The sequence below is a fragment of the Shewanella yunxiaonensis genome (assembly GCF_018223345.1).
Taxonomy (GTDB): Bacteria; Pseudomonadota; Gammaproteobacteria; order Enterobacterales; family Shewanellaceae; genus Shewanella; species Shewanella yunxiaonensis.
In genome coordinates this window covers 2,183,265-2,202,861 of the sequence record NZ_CP073587.1, presented here as the reverse complement: position 1 = coordinate 2,202,861, position 19,597 = coordinate 2,183,265, and the positions used below count along the sequence as shown (strand labels likewise).

Below are 19,597 nucleotides of genomic sequence, written 5' to 3'. Positions count from 1 at the left end.
AAGGAGGCTGATTGCCTCCTTTTGTTACAGCGCTTGAACGCCTATGCGGACATTTTTCCCTTAGGCCTTTTCCTCAGCTTCCGGTTCTTCATCCTCGTCACTGGCATCTGCTTCAACATCTAAAGTATCCAGATACTCTTCCGTCTCAGCTGTGCGTACCAGATTTGTGCCGACCACCGCATAAAAAGGTCGACCCTGCGCTAGGGTAAGGTACTTTATCCAAAGTTTTTCCATTGGAGCAGATGCGGTCTGCGAACCGTTAATTACATCAACGAAGCGTTGTTCATCGGCCGTACGGGGTAACATCGTTCCCTCCGCGAGAGCTTTCAGGGCAACTCCGTGAGTCTCAAGCAACTCGGCTTCTTTTTGAGTAAAATCCCCGCAGCGGTGAAACCCTTTGGGAAAATTGGCATCATCATAAAAACGGCGAGTCGCAGTAAAACTGGCAACATTATCTTGAGGCACGCCAGATGGTGTAGAAGTCGTGGTTAACATCGTCATATCCTTGCAAAATTACCTGTACCAGAGATTTGCAAGCTGAGTATTGGCTAGTATGATTGATTTATAAATCAAAAAAATTTGTCTTGTTTGATAAAGAATTTTTATGGACACCGATCTGCTCAAGACGTTTCTTGAAGTCTCCCACACCCGCCATTTTGGTAAAGCTGCTGAAAATCTTTATTTAACCCGCAGCGCAGTTTCTTTTCGTGTCAAGCAGTTAGAGAGCATTCTTGGCGTAGAACTGTTTGAACGGCAGCGTAATAACATTCAGCCAACCCCGGCCGGTGAGCGTATGTTGGTACATGCGGAGGCCGTTTTATTGGCATGGGAACGAGCTAAACAGGATGTTTCATTAAGTCAGGTCCAATCAGTGCAACTGGCGATTGGCGCGGCACCGAATATCTGGGATGCCTATCTGCAGGATTATCTGCAAGGGTTACACGTGGGGTTGTCTGGCGTTGCGTTACGTACTGAAGTGCAGAACCAGTCTACTATGACCAGACAATTGATGGAGCGCACGCTGGATATCGCGATTTCCTTCGATCCGCCAAAGCTGGAAGAGTTTGAACTGTTACAGATAGGCGAAATTGTGCTGGGACTGGTCAGTTGTGAGCCGGTGATGTCGCTGGCTGATACCTTGCAGCAACAGTACATCAAGGTTGATTGGGGCACGGCATTTAATATTCAACATGCACGAGATTTTGCGGAGCTGCCATTACCGGTATTGCATACCGGTTCAGCGCGAATTGCCTTGGATTTTCTGTTAAATAATGGTGGCTGTGCATTTTTGCCGCAAAAAATGGTTCAGTCATATCTTGATAAGGGGCAGTTATATTTAGTGCCCCATACCAGCACCATCAGTCGTAGCGTGTATGTCTCTTACCTTACCAGTAATGACCGGTTACCGCAGATCTTACAGGCCGTGAACTACTTAAAAACTCAGGCCTGAATAGCTATTTATGGATTATATGGCTGCTTTCAATAGCGGCCATAAGATCACTAGCCAGGTGATACCACACAGGCACAAGCTGAGAAACACTGCCGCTGACGCAATATCTTTGGCCTGACCACTCAATGGGTGGTATTCATCGCCAATACGGTCAACGACTGCTTCAATTGCCGAATTCAACAGTTCTACAATCAATACCAAAAATACGGTCAGGATCAGCCATAGCTTTTCCATGATGGGCACTTCTACCCAAATGGCAAATGGCAGCATGAGCAGTGCAAGGATAGATTCCTGGCGAAATGCGGCTTCGTGGATCCAGGCAGATTTAATCCCTTGCATGGAAAATCCGGTAGCGCGGAAAATCCGCTTTATTCCGTGGTTATTGGCTGGTTTCATGGTGCAACTGCTGGCCCGTTATGAAGTTAATTTGCTGAGTGATTTCAGTCGTCACTAAGCTGTGGTGAAAAACCGCGACAGTATAACACCTGCTCCTTTAAGGGAAAGTGTCAGTGATGATTTCCCAGCAGGTGCGATTCAATGCGCTAGACTGAAAAAGCACACATCTCGGCAAGGAGGCCAATATGCGACTAACCGCACGTGTAAGGAGATGCATCAAGTTAGTAGGGGCAGGTATCTGTGGACTTTTGATCCCACTACTGGTGACTGCTGCTATCCCCACGGCTGAACTCGCCAAGGTTTGGCAATCTCAGGAAAATATTGCTGACTTTCTGGTGAGTGAAAAACTGGATGGCGTCCGAGCCCGCTGGGACGGTCGGCAGTTGCTAAGCCGTTCCGGTCTGGTAATTGCTGCTCCCGCTTGGTTCACTGACGGCTTCCCGCCAATCGTCCTGGAAGGCGAATTATGGGCTGGCTATGGCAGTTTTGAGCAAGTCTCCGTCGCCGCCAGAAGCAACAGTGACGAACAAGTGTGGCGGTCAATAAAACTTTACTTGTTTGATGCGCCAACTTTAGCTGGCAGTTTTGCTGCACGTTATAAGCAATTCGCAGCGTATGATCAATTAACGCCTTATCTTCGAGTTATCCCGCAACGTCGACTGGAGGATAGCACCGCCTTACAACATTGGTTAAAGGCGATATTGGACCGTGGCGGTGAAGGACTAATGTTGCATCGGCAAGATGCAGTTTATACCAGTGGGCGCAGTGGTAATCTCTTTAAGCTGAAAGCGATTGAGGATGATGAAGCCAGAGTGCTAGCAATTTTGCCAGGAAAGGGCAAATATCAGGGCATGATGGGGGCGTTGCTGGTGGAAACTGCGGCTGGCGTGCAGTTTCGTATGGGTACAGGATTCACTGATGCCGAGCGGAAACATCCCCCCGCTATTGGCTGCTGGGTAACGTTTGCCTACAGCGGCATTACCAGCAAAGGTAAACCTAGGTTCGCGCGTTTCCTTCGGGTAAGATCGGACTATGAACTGACACATGGTGCAGAAAATCAGCCAGTTGGCAAAGCCCTTGAGTGACAGTCTGTACCTGATAGCACAACGGAGCCTTTTTGATTTGGTCTGCTCTTAACCTGACTGAGGTTCGTAGTATCCTGTTTGTTTGCATGGGCAATATCTGTCGTTCTCCTACGGCAGAAGCTGTTGCTCGCTTAAAAGCCGCTGAATATGGGCTGGATTTAATAGTGGATTCTGCTGGCACGATTGGCTATCACCAAGGTGAAGCGCCAGATAGGCGAGCTCGTCAGGCAGGGCAAAAGCGTGGCCTCGATTTTACCAATATGCGCGCCCGACAAGTTATCGATGCAGATTTTGCACGGTTTGATCTGATCCTAGCGGCAGACAGGCATAATCTTGGTGACCTCCAACAGCGTTGCCCCAAAGTGTACCAACATAAACTGGGACTTATCTTGGCATTTGCCGATGAAGAAGTTAAAGAAGTGCCCGATCCCTATTATGGTGGCGATACAGGTTTTGAGCGGGTGTTGGATTTACTCGAATTGGCTATGGCAGGACTGTTTAGCCGAATATTGAATCGATAAGAAAAACGGCAGATAACACTGCCGTTCTTTTATCTCATCGCATTATTTCATTAATGACGCTTACCTGAATGTTTACGTTTAAGCTCAGCGCGGCGGGCTTCTTTCTCGGCTTCCTTAATCGCGAGCATTTCAGCCACTTCTACTTTCTCTTTTTCTGCCATGGCCGGGGTTTCCAGCGATAACAAGCCAATTTTCCCAGAGCGATATTCATGCAGCAGCAGTTCTGAGGCTTTGTGGAGATCCAGATAACCACCAGAGCGCAACGCGCCACGACGGCGGCCAATCTCTTCCAATAGCTCGATATCGGTTTCTGGCAGTTCATCCAGCTTATAACGTTCTTTGATTTGGTCTGGATAAGCTTCAAGGAAATAGCCTGCGGCAAACATAGCAACATCATCGTACTCAATAGCCGTATCTTTAATAGCACCCGTAACGGCCAAGCGGTAACCGGATGCTTCGTTGTCGACTTTGGGCCACAGAATTCCCGGAGTATCAGATAGCACGATGCCGTTTTTCAGGTTGATGCGTTGCTGGCCTTTCGTAACCGCAGGTTCATTGCCCGTTTTGGCAACCACGCGTCCGGCCAAGGTATTGATAATGGTAGATTTCCCTACGTTAGGAATGCCCATAATCATAGTGCGAATATCACGCACATCGCCCTCTGCCTGGGGCACCAGCTTACGACACAGATCGGGCAGCGCTTTTAATGCTCCAGGTTGCAAAGTGGTAGAGATAGCCTGGGCTTTTACGCCTTGTTCGCGTTCCAGATATTCAATCCATTGCGCGGTAACTTCCGGATCAGCTAAATCAGCTTTATTCAGCAGTTTAATGCAAGGCCGGTCTCCACGGAGTTGTGCGACCATGGGGTTTTCACTGCTGTAAGGAATGCGGGCGTCCAGCACCTCGATCACCAGATCGATTTGCGGCATTGTCTCTTCAATCTCTTTGCGGGCTTTGTGCATATGCCCCGGATACCATTGAACGGCCATCATTTTTCCTGCTGAATCTGAAAAGTCGCGTATTGTACTATCTCGCTTTTGAAAAAGCACCCGCCGCTGTTTTTCGGCTGCCGCGGCAGGGGAATTACGCCAAGATTTGCACTTAGACAGCAGCTAACAGTATAGCGTGCAGCCGCAGCCAATGGCGATTACGCGAGTGCGTTACTCAGCATATGTAAGGCTTTTTTCAGGGTTTCCTGAGGACAACCCAAATTTAGCCGGATAAAGCCACTCCCTTGCTTACCAAAGCCAATGCCCATACTCGCGACTAAACCGGCATGCACCAGTTTTTGTTCCAGTTCATGGTCGCTGATGGCTAATGCCCTGCAGTCAATCCAGGCTAAGTAACCCGCTTCGGGCGCAGTAAAGTGCAGCTGCGGAAGATGTTGCTTCAGATAGTCGGCTAGCAGGTCGACGTTATGTTGCAGATATTGCTTCAACTCTGCTAACCAATCGGCAGCTGTTTGGTAAGCTGCCGTCGCCGCACACATTGAAAGACTGTTAAACACATCCATACCATGAGCATCTAGGCGGCGGATAAACTGTTGCTTCAATTCAGCATTGGGGATCATCAAGTTTGAAATTCGTAATGACGATAACCCGAATGTTTTACTGGAAGCTGTAGCCACAATCAGCCGCTGTGTTATAGCGCTGGGCAAAGATAATGCCGAATGGCATTGATGCCCTGGCATATTTAAATCGCCCCAGATTTCATCGCTAAATAACCACACTTGGTATTGATGGCAGAGCTGCGCTACCGCGAAGATGTCATCTGTTGACCACGCCTTGCCAGTAGGATTATGAGGATTACAAAATAGCAGCACTTTAGCGCCTTGCTGAAAGCACATTTCTAACTGTGCTAAATCGAGAGTGTATGTGCCTGCGTGTTCCAGTAACGGATTTTCCAGTAAAACCCGTTTATTCAGTTCGGTGATTTTGCGAAATGCACCATATCCTGGTGTTTGCATCACCACTTTGTCACCTGATTCGGTCAGCACCTCCAACAGGACCGCTAACCCCGGTAAAATCCCGTGCACAGTGGTGATCCAGTCTTTTTCAATTTCTACATGGTGCTGCGTGCGATACCAGTCAATAATCGCCTGGTAATAGGCGGCGTCACGCTCGGCATAGCCAAATACCCCATGCTCAACCCGTTGATGCAATGCCTGCAACACAGTCGGCGGGCATTGAAAATCATAATCGGAGACCCACATCGGGAGTAAATCGTCACCATCAAGGCCAAGTTTTTCTGCCATAAAATCCCATTTCACTGAACCGGTATGGCGACGATTAATTACCGGATCAAAAGCTGTAGTCATTTGTTTTACCTTAACGCTGTAGAGTTATTGGCAACTGTCTTGTTGCTGAATTAATGTCGGCCGTTTAACGATGGTCAGGCCGGTAAATCCGTAGAACAATGCGAATATTATTCCGGTGTAACATTGAATGGCCCAAGGCAAGTAATCCAGCGTGGTAACACCCAGTGTGCCAGCCATATAGATCCCCGCCGCGGTCCAGGGCACTAAGGGTTCGATAACCGTGCCAGCATCCTCAAGTGTGCGTGACAGGTTTTTTGTATCCAGTCCCATTTTTACGTAGGCATCCTGAAACAATTCTCCTGGGATCAGCAATGCCAATTTGCCGTCGCTGGTTGTCAGTACCACAGTGATAGTGGCAATGATAGTCGACAGAATCAACTGACCAGTGCTGTGGATCAGATGTAAAAAGCGTCCTAAAACAACCGTCAGGGCTCCGGTCAGACTCAATATACCCGCGAATGAAAATGCGCAGAATACTAACAGAATGGTTGGCATCATGGCGGCGAGACCACCACGGTTCAGCAGTGTGACAATATCCGCTGAGATTTTACCTGATGGTTGAGTATTGGCGTGAAACATACTGGTATCAAAGCCACCGACGAAGGCCTGAAAACTTTGCTGCAAACTAAATCCTTGCAGTGCTATTCCGAGCGTTATTGCCAGTGCTGACGCCGCCAACATTAATGGTAGAACCGGCTTTTTTGCCAGAGCTCCCCATAGGATGAGTATCGGTGGTAACAGTAGCGCCAAATTAAAGTGGTACAGTTGCTCCAGCCCTTGAATAATGTTGACGACTTTCGGCGGCGTTGTGGCACAGATAATTTCAGTGTGGTGGTGGCCGGCAACCCAAAATACTACAGCGGCGATAACAAATCCCGGCACGGTCGTGCATAGCATATGTTGTATGTGTTCATACAAAGTGGTGTTGGCGACGATTGGGGCAAAATTAGTGGAGTCAGATAATGGCGAGAGTTTATCGCCGAAATAGGCGCCAGATACTACAGCCCCCGCTGCGGCTGGCAGCGATACATCCAACCCGGCGGCTACCCCCATCAAGGCAATCCCGACAGTGCCGGCTGAGCCCCAGGAGGTTCCGGTAAAAACTGATACAACGCTTGTGACAAAAAATGCGCCGATCAGAATGTATTGCGGACTGATGAGTCTTAGTCCCCAATAAACCATATAGGGAATGGTGCCGCTGATCATCCAACTGGCGATTAAGCCGCCAACCGCGACCAAAATCAAAATCACTGGCATCGCTTTGGCTAACTTGGCGACGATGGCTCCCATGATTTCATCCCAGCAATAGCCCATTTTGAAGGCGATGACACCGGTAATCGCCGCAGAGATGAGCAGTAATGCTTCGATACGTAATCCCAGTAAGCCATAGCCAATGATTAATAAGCTAAACATTACCAGAATGGGGAGCAGCGCTAGCGCAAACGACGGCAGCGGCTTGGGTGTTGTCACGATAATTTCCTTGTAAGACATTAACGGAAAACGTTGTCGGCACAACCACGTTACCTGATGTCGCTGACAAAACTCGCGGAACAACAGATTTACCACGGCGGAAATGACATCACCATTTTTGCGCAAGAAACGGTGAAAAATGCGGCTCAGCAAATGCGTAAACCACAGAAACCACATCGCAAAATTTCAATTTCGTTAATGTATCACTCAGTACTGACAACCCCGAGTTACCGTTGAACACCTTAGGCTAAAGGGCGATTCAGGAATGTCACCATCATAGGTGATAGAAATAGCGCAGAGGAATATTGCGGCCTGAGCTAACGAACTCGGCCGCAGTAGAATTCAGAACGAAAAAGGTCAGATAACACCAAGTTCTCGCAGGCGTTCCATCAGATAACTGTCAGCAGTGTAACGGTCGGACAGCACCACGTCTGGTCTCGGGTGCAGGAATAGCGGCAGGGAAATTCGTGACTTGGCCATGTCGGCACCTTCAGGATTAACCACTCTGTGCGTGGTGGACGGAAAGTAGCCAGCGGAAGCTTCCTGTAACATATCACCGATATTGATAATGATACTGCCAAAATCACTGGGCACATCAAGCCATTCACCTTCACGTGATTTTACCTGCAGTCCGGGTTCGTTTGCGGCAGGCAACACCGTCAGCAGGTTGATATCTTCGTGGGCAGCTGCGCGGATAGCGCCAGGCGCTTCATGGCCGGTCATCGGCGGATAATGCAGGATCCTCAACAAGGTTTTCTGACTATCCTTGATCATCTGAGACAGCGGTTCACGGTAGTTAGCTGCAACCTCAGCCGGCGAATAACGTTCAACCCAATCTAACAGCTCGGCGGCGAAGCTGTTGGCCTGCTGGTAATAATCCAGAATATCGGTTTTCAGCTGCGGCGGGATCTGCCCCCAGGGATATACATGGAAGTACTCTTTAATATCCTTAACGCTATAGCCTTTGGCGGTTTCTGACACTCGTGATGGGAAGAAGCCGTCCTGCGTAGCAGGATTAAACAGATATTGCTCTTTGGCATCAGTGATGAAAAAACTCTGCCACTGCTGATAAATCTGCTGCACCAGCTGTTGTGGAATCGGGTGATGACTGAGCACACCAAAACCGGTGTGGCGTAATGATTCAACAAAACGCTGTGGTGCATCTGCTGCACGAAAATCGATGGTTTCTAATTTCATGTTTACCCTGCGTGTGTCAGCTAAAGTTGCGTGCCGGTGTACCTGGCGGGTCAGAGGTACCGATGACTGATTATTGTTGAAGTTTTAGTCCGGCATTCATTCGGTCGCAAGTCTACCTTGATGTTGTAATGGCAGCAACGTAAAGTGATCGCGATCACAAGGTGGACGCCACAACTGGGCGCCTTCAGCGCAGCAGTAACCAAGGCGCCGACTAACGCAGGAGTAATCTCATGAAGACCATGCCACCATTAGATGACTTTGAACGTCACGTCATTGAAGGAAAGGGCACTGAGCGGCCTTTTAGCGGTCAGTTCTATCATCACACCGCACACGGGCGCTATCTGTGTCGTAAATGTGGTGCACCTTTGTATCTGTCAGAACACAAATTTCAGGCGCACTGTGGCTGGCCGGCGTTTGACGATGAGATCCCCGGCGCAGTTGCCAGAAAAACTGACGCCGATGGCCAACGTACCGAAATCCTGTGTGCGAATTGTGGCGGTCATCTTGGGCACGTCTTTGTCGGTGAAAATCTGACGCCGAAGGACCTGCGGCACTGTGTCAATTCGGTATCTATGGTGTTTGAAGCGACGGATGCGAAAGAAGATGTTGCCCCCACAACCGCATTGGCAACTTTTGGAGGCGGTTGTTTCTGGTGCACTGAAGCCGTGTTTAAATCGCTGCAAGGTGTGTTGCAGGTGACGCCGGGCTATGCGGGCGGCGAAGAAAGCACGGCGCATTATCGCCGCGTGTGCAACGGTGATACCGGGCATGCTGAAGTCGTACAAATAGTTTATGACCCTGCGCAGATCAGCTATCAGCAGTTGTTGGAGGTGTTTTTTGCTGCCCATGATCCGACTACGCTGAATCGGCAGGGGAATGATGTGGGTAGCCAGTATCGCTCGGTAATTTTTGCTCATGATGAACAGCAAATTGCCACGGCAGATGCCTTTATCAAAGCGCTGTCGCAAAGTGGCGAATATTCAACGGGTATTGTCACTGAACTCAGCGCTTATCAGACATTTTATCCGGCAGAGGCGGAACACTTAGACTACTATGCCGGGCACCAGCAGCAACCATACTGTGCCCTGGTGATCGGGCCGAAACTGGAAAAAATCCGTCACTATTTTGCCGACTGGCAAAAATAATACTGGAAAAGAGGCATTTGTTAGCAGGGGACATTTGTCCCCTGATTTGTCTGTTGGAGTCTCAGGCTAGCTGATCGTCTGCTACACGGTATTTCGGGTCGGTTAGCAGGTCCACTTCTACCATGTCGCCAGCTTGCTGCAACAGCTTTTTGCAGTCTTCAGACAGGTGTTGCAGATGCAGTCGCTTGCCCAGTTTGAGATAGCGTTCAGCCAAGGTATCGATGGCTTCCAGCGCGGAATGATCGCAAACCCGAGAATCGCGGAAATCGATCACTACTTCATCTTGATCCGCATTGGCGTCAAACAGGTCTAAAAAGGAAGCGGTGGAACCGAAAAACAATGGGCCTTTGAGTTGATAACAAGTTCTGCCTTCATGGGTTTCTGTGCGATGGGCGTGAATGTGTTTTGCGTGTTCCCAGGCAAATACCAGTGCCGATACTATGACCCCAACAAATACCGCGATGGCCAGATCGGTAAACACGGTTACCACAGTCACCAACACGATCACAAACGCATCGGTCTTTGGCACTTTGCGCATCATCTTGAAACTTGCCCACTCGAATGTTCCGAGAACCACCATGAACATCACGCCCACTAATGCTGCCAGCGGGATCATCTCGATAAAGTTAGCGGCAAACAGGATAAAACACAGCAGAGTAATGGCAGCAGTGATACCAGATAATCGGCCACGCCCGCCGGAATTGATATTGATCATCGACTGGCCGATCATGGCGCAGCCACCCATAGCACCAAAGAAACCGCTGATAAGATTTCCGGTCCCTTGGCCGATACATTCACGATTGCCCTGGCCGCGAGTTTGCGTCATTTCATCAACAACCGTGAGCGTTAACAGCGATTCAATTAGGCCGACAGCGGCCAAAATGCCGGAATAGGGCAGAATGACGTAGAGTGTGTTCCAATTAAGCGGCACCATGGGAATGGCAAACGAAGGCAGCGTTCCGGCGATGGTAGCAGTGGCATCACCACTCATGTTTTGCAGGTAATCGACAACGGTACGCGTATCCAAATTCAGGCCTGCGACCAGTGCCGTTACAACCAGAATAGCCACTAATGATGATGGCACTGCGGTGGTGAGCTTAGGCAGAAAATGAATAATTGCCATCGTGAGCAATACCAGCCCCAGCATCAACAGCAGTGCTGGTTGCGATATCCAGTGCATATGACCGTCTGCACCTTTGGTTTGAAATTGTCCGAGCTGCGCCAGAAATATTACAATCGCCAGTCCATTCACAAAACCGATCATCACCGGCGTTGGTACGATGCGGATAAATTTTCCTAGGCGTAAGATCCCGGCGCTAATCTGCAATAATCCAGCTAGGATGACCGCGGCAAACAGGTACTGTATTCCATGACTTTCAACCAAGGCTGTCATCACCACAGCCATTGCGCCTGTAGCCCCGGAAATCATGCCGGGCCGGCCACCGATAACCGCGGTGACTAGGCCCATGATAAACGCCGCATATAGACCCACCATGGGCGCGACATGGGCGACAAAAGCAAAGGCGACCGCTTCTGGGACTAATGCGAGTGCAACAGTTAATCCCGAAAGGACATCTGCACGGTGACTACCGTGCTGGTGGCGGATAAGATCAAACATGTGGCGGGGATTCCTCGTCACTTAAAAGCAAAGCCGCGCATACTAACAGAGAACTGCAGCCGGAAAAAGTGTGAGAAACATCAAAAAGAAAAGCCATGCACTAAGGCATGGCTTTATCTCGTAACCCGCTATTTTATTCAGGCTTTGCCATATCTGATGTCGCGGCATTGCCAAAGCTGTGCTTTGGCGCTACCGGTGTCTCTTCGGCCTGATATTCATGGCCGTGAGGTACGTCAACCTTGGCTCTAGCTTCAACTTGCGGCTTGGACATGCTGGAGCCAACCATAGCACTGAAGCGACTTACCGGCGCCTTAATAGGTTCAGCTACCACTGCAGCAGGTGCTTCGGTTTCAGCTTGCACGGCAACCTTCACGGCCTTAGGTACTACGGCACTAGGTTTCGACATAGGCGCTGAGGCCGCGCTATTGGCATGCACTACGGCAGCGGCTTCGGTCAGTTGAGATTCCTCGGCGACGATGGCAGGTTCAACTTCCGCCAAGTCTTTTGCAGCGGTGGCTTCAGTTGTGACATTTTCAACTACCGGTTGAGTCTCGACAACCGCACCGGCTACAGCAGCAGTTGCGGTGCTAGAGAGCGCTTCGGTATCAGCGTTAACAGCTACGTCTACAGCCTTGGGCGTTTCGATGACTTCGGCTGCGATTTCCAACTCGGTTTCATTTTGCGCGGCTACGACTGGCTCTGCAGCGGCAGGAGTGGCCGCGGAAACGTTAGTAGCTTCAACAGTTTCAACAACTTTTTCTGTCACTACTTCAGTCTGAGATTGAGGCGCTTCTGCTACCACTTCATGAGCACTAGTGGCTACTGTCACTGCTGGAGTGACTTCGCCAACGTTTGCCGCAACTGTGGCACTAGTAGTGGTGGTCTGCTCGTCAAGTGCCAGAGCAATTTGTTGCTGTGCGGGTTCAGTCTCAGCAGGTTCAGCAACTTCAGCAACGGTTTCGGCCGAAGTAATTGCGGCTTCATCGGCAGCAGGCTCTTTCTGCTGTTCATCGCGGCGGCGACGTTGCCCAGCTGCACGCAAATGACGCGGGCTGCGACGACTCCGACGTTGGCCATCACGTTTACCATTAGTTTCAGCATCAGCAGCTTCAGTTTCTGTGGTTTCAGCTTCATTAACCTCAGTGTTTGTTACGTCAGTTGCTGCAGTATCTAGCTCAACCTGTACCGGCTTTTCAGACACTGAAGTTGCTGCTGCAATCTCGGTTACGGCAGTAACGTCAGCTGTTTCTGTGTCAGCCACTTCGACTTTCTCAGTCTTAGGTTCCTGTTTCCGTGGGCGGCGAGTTGGCTTTTCTTCTGGTACCGGCACGTTATCTGCTTTCGCTTCAACAACATCGTTACTGGCTGCGATCTCATCGCCAGGCTGCTTTTCTATGCGTACTTTGCGGCGCAGGTCGCGACGCTGACGGCGTTCACGAACAACTTCCTGTTTAGGTTCTTCAACACTTTCAGGTGTGGCAGAACTAGCCTGACTCGTAGTGTCTTTTTCACTAACGTTTTTGCTCTTATTGCTTTCCGCCTTTTCAGCGTTACGAGCATTTCTTGGCGTACGCTTACGAGATGACTTTTCATTTTTACTGTCATCCGCAGCGGCCGTTACTGCAGTGGTTTCTGCATCATTATCTTTATCGATAGCTGGTTTGCGACGACGGTTGTTGCGGTCGGCATTACGATCATTATTGCGTGGTGGACGACGTTTATTACCGCTAGCACCCTTGTCTGTCTGAGGCTTAGCGGCTGCACTTTTTTCTTCAGCAGATTCAGCAGAAGAGAACATCGCGGCCAGTGCCTTAAATAGCTTGCTAAGCAATCCGGGTTTAGCTTCAACGGAAGGTTTCTCCGCTTTAACTGGACTTGCCTTGACAGGGGCAGATTGAACGACTGGTGCTGCCGGTGTCGCAAAACCGCTCAACACTGGTTGTGCTGCTGCAGCGCGTTCTAGTTTACGCGGCTCGTACAATTGTGATTGCGGTACTTCTGCGCGTTTATAGCTAGCTTCATCAATTTCATCATCATCGCGATGACGCACTACCCGATAATCGGGGGTGGTCATATGCGGATCTGGGATGATATAGACTTCAACATCGTGCCGCTCTTCAGTGATACGAATGGCTTTACGTTTCTCGTTCAACAAAAATGCCGCAACATCAACCGGCACAATCGCTTCAATCTGTGTGGTGTTATCTTTAATTGCTTCTTCTTCAATCAGCCGCAAAATAGACAACGCCAGTGATTCAGTACCGCGAACGGTTCCCTGACCATGACAGCGAGGACAGATATGCGCGGCAGACTCTTCCAGTGATGGACGCAGACGTTGACGAGACATTTCCATCAAACCGAAACGGCTGATGCGGGCTAATTGGATACGGGCACGGTCAGTTTGTACCGCATCGCGCAAACGATTTTCTACTTCACGTTGATGACGTACCGGTGTCATGTCGATGAAGTCGATTACAATCAGACCGCCGAGGTCACGCAGGCGCAATTGGCGCGCAATTTCGTCAGCAGCTTCCAGGTTGGTGTTCAGGGCTGTCTCTTCAATATCACCGCCTTTAGTTGCTCGGGCAGAGTTGATATCAATAGAGGTCAGCGCTTCCGTTGGATCGATAACGATAGAGCCACCGGATGGCAAACGTACTTCACGCTGGAACGCAGATTCAATCTGCGATTCAATCTGGTAATGCGTGAACAGTGGTACTTCGGCTTTATAAAGTTTTACGCGTTCGACAAAATCCGGGCGAACCAACGCTACGTGTTCTTTGGCGCGTTCGAATACTTTTGGATGGTCGATAAGGATTTCACCGACTTCTCGACGCAGATAATCGCGGATAGCACGGACGATAACATTACTTTCCTGATGGATAAGAAATGGCGCCGGGCGACTGGCTGCTGCATCCTGAATTGCGGTCCAATGTTGCAACAGAATTTTGAGGTCCCATTGCAATTCGGTAGCCGCTTTTCCTACACCAGCCGTACGCACGATCAGGCCCATACCGTTTGGTACGTCAAGCTCTGACATCGCTTCTTTCAGTTCTGTGCGCTCGTCACCCTCAATACGGCGAGAGATGCCACCAGCACGAGGATTGTTAGGCATCAGTACCAGATAGGAACCGGCAAGACTGATGAAAGTGGTTAGTGCAGCACCTTTATTACCACGTTCTTCTTTATCGATCTGGACAATAACTTCCTGACCTTCACTGACCACTTCTTTAATACTTGGGCGTCCCTGAAAGGAATAACCTTTTGGGAAGTATTCACGACCAATTTCTTTGAGTGGCAGGAAGCCATGGCGCTCAGCACCGTAGTCAACGAATGCAGCTTCCAGAGAGGGTTCTACGCGGGTAATTTTACCTTTGTAAATATTGGCTTTTTTCTGTTCGTGGCCTGGACTTTCTATATCTAAATCATACAGTTGCTGCCCATCCACTAAGGCAACGCGCAACTCTTCTGACTGAGTTGCATTAATTAGCATCCTTTTCATGATGACGTCATTCTTCTCAATGGGTCATCAAACATCACGTTGTCGCTGCATTACGGGCCTTGGGTCGATATTACCAGTGCCTCACGGCGGGGTCCCAGGCGGGCAGGTGCGCATTGCTGTTAGACGCAGTCACTGCGTGTCGCATCCTATTTATGGCTTATTTTTCAATGATTACAAAAACAAGGAATTCGTTGTAAAACGTCAACCAACCCCATAAATTCTTTAAATTCTTTCCAGTAATGCCAATTTCGCACGTAGTCGTTTGATAACTGGTTAATAATAAAATTCTTTAAAACGGCCTGGTATTTGTCTGAAGAAAACCAAAAATACTTGTTCTATGTTGGTTTGACTGTAAAAGCGCCATTAAACGTAATTTGCTTTTAACAACAGCCTGCAAATCAATGAGATGCTACCAAAATTTGTAAGGTTAACTTCTGTTTGACCAGAAAGTGAACAGTTGTCCGGTCAGCCCCAAAGGCGTTCTAACCGACTGTTCGCTGCTGAAATATAGCCGAAATGAAAAATTAGAGCAATCAAATAGCGGGACATCATGTACAATGAGGCGCTTTCTTTTCTCTTGTAAGTGTTATGAATAATCAAGAATCCATCGCCAGGCAGGTACAACTGCTCACAATAGATGAAGACAACGCCGGCCAACGCGTTGACAATTTTCTGTTATCTAAGCTCAAAGGCGTTCCCAAGAGCATGATTTATCGCATCGTCCGTAAGGGCGAAGTGCGTGTTAATAAAAAGCGTATTAAGCCTGAATTCAAATTGAATATCGGTGATGAAGTGCGTATTCCTCCCGTCAGAGTGAGTGAAGACAATCCACGTCAGGCCCCGTCGGCCAATCTGCATCGTGTATCGCAACTGGAAGAGCGTATTCTTTTTGAAGACAAACACATTCTGGTGCTGAATAAGCCTGCGGGCATTGCAGTGCATGGTGGTAGTGGCGTCGATTACGGGGTCATTGAAGCCTTAAGATCGTTGCGGCCACAACAGAAGTTTTTGGAGCTGGTACATCGACTGGATAAGGAAACCTCCGGTGTGTTGTTGGTAGCAAAAAAGCGTAGTGCATTACGTCACATGCATGATCAGCTACGTAACAAACAGATGCAAAAGGACTATCTGGCACTAGTCCGTGGCGACTGGCAGAGTCATGACCGGATAATTAAAGCGCCGCTACTGAAAATCACCCTACCATCAGGGGAACGGATTGTCAGAGTGAACAGTGAAGGTAAGCCTTCAGAAACCCATTTCAGAATTATGCAGCGTTATGACGGGACAACGCTTATCAAGGCAAGTCCTGTGACTGGACGCACCCACCAGATCCGCGTGCATTGTCAGTACGTAGGGCATCCGATTGCCTGTGATGAAAAATACAGTGAGCAGAAATTCGATGACAGTATGCGAGCGCTTGGACTGAACCGGTTATTTCTGCACGCAGCACAATTACGGTTTATTCATCCAGAAACTGAGGTGGTAATGGAAGTTCAGGCGCCGCTGGACGCTGAATTACAGGTATTACTGGATAAACTCACCAAGGTTTGATTTTCCGTCCAAGATTTACCAAGTGGTATAAATGAAGCACTACGATCTGATTGTTTTTGACTGGGATGGCACGCTGATGGATTCCATAGGTCGCATCTTGGCCTGCTTGCGTCACGTTGCCAGTGACCTGGGACTAATTGAACCACCTGAGTCAGCATTGCGGGATATCATCGGTATGTCACTGGATCAGGCGATGCAAACACTATTTCCGGACCGACCCGCGCCAGAATATGCGCTGTTGCAGCAGAGTTATCGTGACAACTATCATCGGCAAGCGCATGTTGCGACACCTTTATATGCAGGGATTACTGAGTTGCTTAGTACGTTGCAGCAGCAGAACTATCAGTTGGCGGTGGCGACTGGCAAATCCCGTCCGGGGCTCAATCGTTCACTGCAACAGACGGGATTGGATCAGTTTTTTGCGTACAGTCGCTGTGCCGATGAAGCCCACAGTAAGCCCCATCCAGATATGCTGCAACAACTCCTGTCACATTCCGGCATTCCAGCTTCACGGGCACTGATGATAGGCGATTCGGTGCTGGATCTGCAGATGGCAAATGCCGCCGGGGTGGCCGCGATTGGGGTGAGTTATGGTGCCCACACTCGTGAAAAGCTGCGAACTCAAAATCCCAAAGGCATCATTAACGAACCATTAGCCCTACTGTCGCTACTACAGTAGGGGGGAGTTTATCCCAACACATCGATCCCATGTTTGGCTAAGAGACGGGTTAGGGCAATGAGAGGTAAACCTATCAGGGCGTTCGGATCGTCTCCTTCTAAGCGTTCAAATAACGCTATCCCTAAGCCTTCACACATAAAACTACCGGCGCAATAAAGTGGTTGTTCCCTAGCAACATAGTTAGCAATCTGTTGATCAGTGAGTCGGCGAAAATGCACGGTAAAGGGTTCCAGCATGACCTCAGTATTTTTAGTGGCGTCATCATAGAGTGCTAACCCGGTATAAAAGGTAATGGCTTTACCGGATGCCCGTGCTAATTGGTCACACGCTTTAGCTTCGGTGTATGGCTTGCCCATAATGTCGCCATCAATCACCGCCACTTGATCTGAACCTATGCTCAGCGAGCCAGGATGCATTTTGCCGCCAGCGGTGGCTTTTGCCTGTGCCAGTCTTGTCACTAACGCTTGTGCAGATTCGCCTGGCAACGGCGTTTCGTCGACATCCGGGGCACAGGTGATAAAGGGTAATCCGAGTTTTTGCAGCAGGGATTTACGGAAACTAGATGTGGACGCCAACACTAATTGACGCGCCATGGGACTGGAGAAATTAGACACAATAATCCTTGCTTAACTAACCATGCGAGATGAGTAAAAGAAAAAACCTACAGCTATATTGTCGGCAATTCTCTTAGTGCTTGGCAATAATCAATTTATCGCGATAATTTATCCCAATTGCTTCTATTTTATGCGTGTGCTGCTTGTACAGCTGCTAACGCTTGAGTAAAATTTCCCTCCGTCAATTTCGAGTATGCGGCAGCCAAGGCTATAGACGTAGATTTTATTTACGTGAACACCATTTTTCCTTTGACTCCGCAGGCTCCAAACTATAAGATGCGCGCCTGCTTATGCAAACAGTAAAGATACCGGTTTCAATCGATCCTATTCGCGCTGCCACCAGTCGCCTGAACTATCAGGGAACTGTACCAGGCAAAGTGTTAAAAAGATTGAACGAATTATGTGCCGGCGACTGTTCCGATGTGGCAGTGTCGCTTGAATGCGGTGTGGATTTACAGGGGATAGTCTACCTGAAAGGGAAGGCTGTGACGGAGCTCACTCTGTTATGTCAACGCTGTATGACGCTGTTTACCACGGAGGTTACGGTCGAATTTTGCTTTAGTCCTTGTCGGACACAGGCAGAAGTCGATGAGCTCCCGGAAGCGTACGATCCTATTGAGTGTGATGAAATTGGCGAAGTTCGTCTTCATACTATGATTGAAGATGAATTAATCCTGGCTGTGCCATTGGTGCCTACTCATGATGTGGCTGCATGTCATGTAGGTTCCAACGATATGGCCGTCGGCGAGATTGAAGACGCTCAACAAAGTCGTCCAAATCCGTTTGCAGTGTTAGAAAAACTGAAGAGCAAGTAATCCAGGAGACAGATCAATGGCTGTTCAACAGAATAAAAAATCCCGTTCAAAGCGTGGTATGCGTCGTTCACATGATGCACTGGGCACTGCTCAGCTGGCAGTAGATGCAACCACCGGCGAAGTACATCTTCGTCATCATGTCACTGCTGACGGTTTCTACCGTGGCAAAAAGGTAATCAACAAGTAAGCTGTTGATTGTCCTATGACAGATCTGACGCTTGCGTTGGATGCAATGGGTGGCGATCATGGCCCCCGTATTACGGTGCCTGCCGCTGTGCAGGCACTTAGAATATATCCAAGTCTAAAACTAATTCTGGTTGGTGATGAAAACCAGATTAGGCCGTTGTTGTCTCAATTCGGGACAGATATAACTTCTCGTTTAGAAATCCACCATGCTTCCGAAATTGTGGAAATGGGGGATAAGCCTGCCTTTGCGTTGCGTTGCCGTAAACAAAGCTCCATGCGTATTGCTCTTGATTTGGTTAAAGAGCATCAAGCGGATGCTTGTGTCAGTGCTGGTAATACTGGTGCATTGATGGCGATCGCCAAGATTGTACTGAAAACGCTCCCGGGGATTGATCGTCCTGCTTTGGTGAGTTGTTTACCCACAATCAATCATAAACCTGTGTATCTATTGGATCTTGGTGCCAATGTCGCCTGCGATGCTGAAACGCTGTTTCAATTTGCAGTCATGGGGTCGGTACTTTGTGAAGCCGTCACCAAAAAGCCACATCCCTCGGTGGCTTTGCTGAATGTGGGCAGCGAAGAGATTAAAGGCAATGGTCAGGTACAGCAGACCGCACAAATACTGACACATACGCCTCAGATCAATTATCAGGGATTTATTGAGGGTGATGAAATCTATTGTGGCAAAGTCGATGTCATTGTTTGCGATGGCTTTGTTGGTAATATCACACTCAAAACTTCCGAAGGTATCGCCCGTCTGTTACTGCATCAATTGAAGCAGGGACTGACACAGGGCTTTTTCATCCGTTTGCTGGCAAAATTGCTGGCGCCTAGTATTCAATCGGTTCTGCGACAAATGAACCCCGACCACTATAATGGTGCAAGTCTGATAGGATTGCGCGGAATAGTGGTTAAGAGCCATGGTAATGCGGACGAAACTGCCTTTCTACAAGCTATTTGCCTGGCAGTAACCGAAGCTACACGTCGACTCCCAGAGATGATAGAACAACGTCTCGAGTCGATTCTTTTAGACATCAATAGCTGATTTCTC

19 protein-coding genes are annotated in these 19,597 nt (G+C 49.0%); 10 read left to right on the top strand and 9 right to left on the bottom strand.

What is annotated here, in order from left to right; genetic code table 11:
* Nucleotides 1-60: 60 nt before the first annotated feature.
* Nucleotides 61-495: a DUF413 domain-containing protein gene (locus tag KDN34_RS10110; RefSeq protein WP_228730309.1), complete on the bottom strand. Its 435-nt coding sequence runs from the start codon at nt 493-495 to the stop codon at nt 61-63.
* 109 nt (nt 496-604) lie between these two features.
* Here KDN34_RS10110 and hdfR point away from each other — a divergent pair, with 109 nt between their 5' ends.
* The gene (gene hdfR / locus KDN34_RS10105) at nt 605-1,450 is read left to right on the top strand and encodes an HTH-type transcriptional regulator HdfR (RefSeq protein WP_212593672.1); all 846 of its coding nucleotides are present in this window, start codon (nt 605-607) and stop codon (nt 1,448-1,450) included.
* Nucleotides 1,451-1,465: 15 nt separating this feature from the next.
* Here the strand turns inward: hdfR and KDN34_RS10100 are convergent, their stop codons facing one another.
* A complete protein-coding gene (locus tag KDN34_RS10100; protein WP_212593671.1) occupies nt 1,466-1,846 on the bottom strand; it encodes a diacylglycerol kinase in 381 nt (126 codons plus the stop codon).
* 248 nt (nt 1,847-2,094) lie between these two features.
* On the opposite strand from KDN34_RS10100, the gene KDN34_RS10095 reads away from it, so the two are divergent.
* Both KDN34_RS10095 and KDN34_RS10090 read left to right on the top strand, forming a co-directional pair.
* A complete protein-coding gene (locus KDN34_RS10095; RefSeq protein ID WP_228730308.1) occupies nt 2,095-2,931 on the top strand; it encodes a DNA ligase in 837 nt (278 codons plus the stop codon).
* 32 nt (nt 2,932-2,963) lie between these two features.
* Nucleotides 2,964-3,452: a low molecular weight protein-tyrosine-phosphatase gene (locus KDN34_RS10090; RefSeq protein WP_267459526.1), complete on the top strand. Its 489-nt coding sequence runs from the start codon at nt 2,964-2,966 to the stop codon at nt 3,450-3,452.
* 50 nt (nt 3,453-3,502) lie between these two features.
* Here the strand turns inward: KDN34_RS10090 and ylqF are convergent, their stop codons facing one another.
* From ylqF to nhaC, 3 genes are all read right to left on the bottom strand, one after another.
* Nucleotides 3,503-4,441 (bottom strand): ribosome biogenesis GTPase YlqF, encoded by a 939-nt coding sequence (gene ylqF / locus KDN34_RS10085; RefSeq protein WP_212596605.1) that lies wholly within the window; start codon nt 4,439-4,441, stop codon nt 3,503-3,505.
* Between the two features lie 158 nt (nt 4,442-4,599).
* Nucleotides 4,600-5,769 (bottom strand): MalY/PatB family protein, encoded by a 1,170-nt coding sequence (locus KDN34_RS10080; protein WP_212593669.1) that lies wholly within the window; start codon nt 5,767-5,769, stop codon nt 4,600-4,602.
* A gap of 24 nt (nt 5,770-5,793) precedes the next feature.
* Nucleotides 5,794-7,239, bottom strand: a complete 1,446-nt coding sequence (gene nhaC / locus KDN34_RS10075) for a Na+/H+ antiporter NhaC (RefSeq protein ID WP_228730307.1) — start codon at nt 7,237-7,239, stop codon at nt 5,794-5,796.
* A 33-nt stretch (nt 7,240-7,272) separates the two neighbouring features.
* On the opposite strand from nhaC, the gene KDN34_RS10070 reads away from it, so the two are divergent.
* Nucleotides 7,273-7,476: a hypothetical protein gene (locus KDN34_RS10070; RefSeq protein WP_212596714.1), complete on the top strand. Its 204-nt coding sequence runs from the start codon at nt 7,273-7,275 to the stop codon at nt 7,474-7,476.
* Between the two features lie 120 nt (nt 7,477-7,596).
* On the opposite strand, the gene KDN34_RS10065 is transcribed toward KDN34_RS10070, so the two are convergent.
* Nucleotides 7,597-8,436 carry an isopenicillin N synthase family oxygenase gene (locus KDN34_RS10065; protein ID WP_212593668.1) on the bottom strand — a complete coding sequence of 280 codons (840 nt, stop codon included), beginning with the start codon at nt 8,434-8,436 and terminating at the stop codon, nt 7,597-7,599.
* A 239-nt stretch (nt 8,437-8,675) separates the two neighbouring features.
* Between KDN34_RS10065 and KDN34_RS10060 the strand changes: the two genes are divergently transcribed.
* Nucleotides 8,676-9,581, top strand: coding sequence for a bifunctional methionine sulfoxide reductase B/A protein (locus KDN34_RS10060; protein WP_212596603.1), 906 nt, complete (start codon nt 8,676-8,678; stop codon nt 9,579-9,581).
* A 61-nt stretch (nt 9,582-9,642) separates the two neighbouring features.
* Here the strand turns inward: KDN34_RS10060 and KDN34_RS10055 are convergent, their stop codons facing one another.
* Both KDN34_RS10055 and rne read right to left on the bottom strand, forming a co-directional pair.
* Nucleotides 9,643-11,199, bottom strand: coding sequence for a SulP family inorganic anion transporter (locus KDN34_RS10055; protein WP_212593667.1), 1,557 nt, complete (start codon nt 11,197-11,199; stop codon nt 9,643-9,645).
* A 133-nt stretch (nt 11,200-11,332) separates the two neighbouring features.
* A complete protein-coding gene (gene rne, locus KDN34_RS10050; protein WP_212593666.1) occupies nt 11,333-14,701 on the bottom strand; it encodes a ribonuclease E in 3,369 nt (1,122 codons plus the stop codon).
* Between the two features lie 588 nt (nt 14,702-15,289).
* Here rne and rluC point away from each other — a divergent pair.
* The gene (rluC, locus tag KDN34_RS10045) at nt 15,290-16,252 is read left to right on the top strand and encodes a 23S rRNA pseudouridine(955/2504/2580) synthase RluC (RefSeq protein ID WP_212593665.1); all 963 of its coding nucleotides are present in this window, start codon (nt 15,290-15,292) and stop codon (nt 16,250-16,252) included.
* A gap of 31 nt (nt 16,253-16,283) precedes the next feature.
* The gene (locus tag KDN34_RS10040; protein WP_212593664.1) at nt 16,284-16,931 is read left to right on the top strand and encodes an HAD family hydrolase; all 648 of its coding nucleotides are present in this window, start codon (nt 16,284-16,286) and stop codon (nt 16,929-16,931) included.
* Nucleotides 16,932-16,939: 8 nt separating this feature from the next.
* Here the strand turns inward: KDN34_RS10040 and KDN34_RS10035 are convergent, their stop codons facing one another.
* Nucleotides 16,940-17,524, bottom strand: coding sequence for a Maf family protein (locus tag KDN34_RS10035; RefSeq protein ID WP_212596602.1), 585 nt, complete (start codon nt 17,522-17,524; stop codon nt 16,940-16,942).
* 311 nt (nt 17,525-17,835) lie between these two features.
* Between KDN34_RS10035 and yceD the strand changes: the two genes are divergently transcribed.
* The 3 genes from yceD to plsX are packed head-to-tail and all read left to right on the top strand — an operon-like array spanning nt 17,836 to nt 19,591.
* Nucleotides 17,836-18,360, top strand: coding sequence for a 23S rRNA accumulation protein YceD (yceD, locus tag KDN34_RS10030; RefSeq protein ID WP_212593663.1), 525 nt, complete (start codon nt 17,836-17,838; stop codon nt 18,358-18,360).
* Nucleotides 18,361-18,376: 16 nt separating this feature from the next.
* Complete coding sequence (gene rpmF, locus KDN34_RS10025) at nt 18,377-18,547, top strand: 50S ribosomal protein L32 (protein WP_212593662.1); 171 nt, start codon at nt 18,377-18,379, stop codon at nt 18,545-18,547.
* A gap of 15 nt (nt 18,548-18,562) precedes the next feature.
* Nucleotides 18,563-19,591: a phosphate acyltransferase PlsX gene (plsX, locus tag KDN34_RS10020; RefSeq protein WP_212593661.1), complete on the top strand. Its 1,029-nt coding sequence runs from the start codon at nt 18,563-18,565 to the stop codon at nt 19,589-19,591.
* Nucleotides 19,592-19,597: the final 6 nt, after the last annotated feature.

Coding starts and splice junctions, on each gene's coding strand:
- KDN34_RS10110 (WP_228730309.1), bottom strand. CDS start 495: ATGTTAACCACGACTTCTACACCATCTGGCGTGCCTCAAGATAATGTT.
- hdfR (WP_212593672.1), top strand. CDS start 605: ATGGACACCGATCTGCTCAAGACGTTTCTTGAAGTCTCCCACACCCGC.
- KDN34_RS10100 (WP_212593671.1), bottom strand. CDS start 1,846: ATGAAACCAGCCAATAACCACGGAATAAAGCGGATTTTCCGCGCTACC.
- ylqF (WP_212596605.1), bottom strand. CDS start 4,441: ATGGCCGTTCAATGGTATCCGGGGCATATGCACAAAGCCCGCAAAGAG.
- KDN34_RS10080 (WP_212593669.1), bottom strand. CDS start 5,769: ATGACTACAGCTTTTGATCCGGTAATTAATCGTCGCCATACCGGTTCA.
- KDN34_RS10065 (WP_212593668.1), bottom strand. CDS start 8,436: ATGAAATTAGAAACCATCGATTTTCGTGCAGCAGATGCACCACAGCGT.
- KDN34_RS10060 (WP_212596603.1), top strand. CDS start 8,676: ATGCCACCATTAGATGACTTTGAACGTCACGTCATTGAAGGAAAGGGC.
- KDN34_RS10055 (WP_212593667.1), bottom strand. CDS start 11,199: ATGTTTGATCTTATCCGCCACCAGCACGGTAGTCACCGTGCAGATGTC.
- rne (WP_212593666.1), bottom strand. CDS start 14,701: ATGAAAAGGATGCTAATTAATGCAACTCAGTCAGAAGAGTTGCGCGTT.
- rluC (WP_212593665.1), top strand. CDS start 15,290: ATGAATAATCAAGAATCCATCGCCAGGCAGGTACAACTGCTCACAATA.
- KDN34_RS10040 (WP_212593664.1), top strand. CDS start 16,284: ATGAAGCACTACGATCTGATTGTTTTTGACTGGGATGGCACGCTGATG.
- KDN34_RS10035 (WP_212596602.1), bottom strand. CDS start 17,524: ATGGCGCGTCAATTAGTGTTGGCGTCCACATCTAGTTTCCGTAAATCC.
- yceD (WP_212593663.1), top strand. CDS start 17,836: ATGCAAACAGTAAAGATACCGGTTTCAATCGATCCTATTCGCGCTGCC.
- rpmF (WP_212593662.1), top strand. CDS start 18,377: ATGGCTGTTCAACAGAATAAAAAATCCCGTTCAAAGCGTGGTATGCGT.
- plsX (WP_212593661.1), top strand. CDS start 18,563: ATGACAGATCTGACGCTTGCGTTGGATGCAATGGGTGGCGATCATGGC.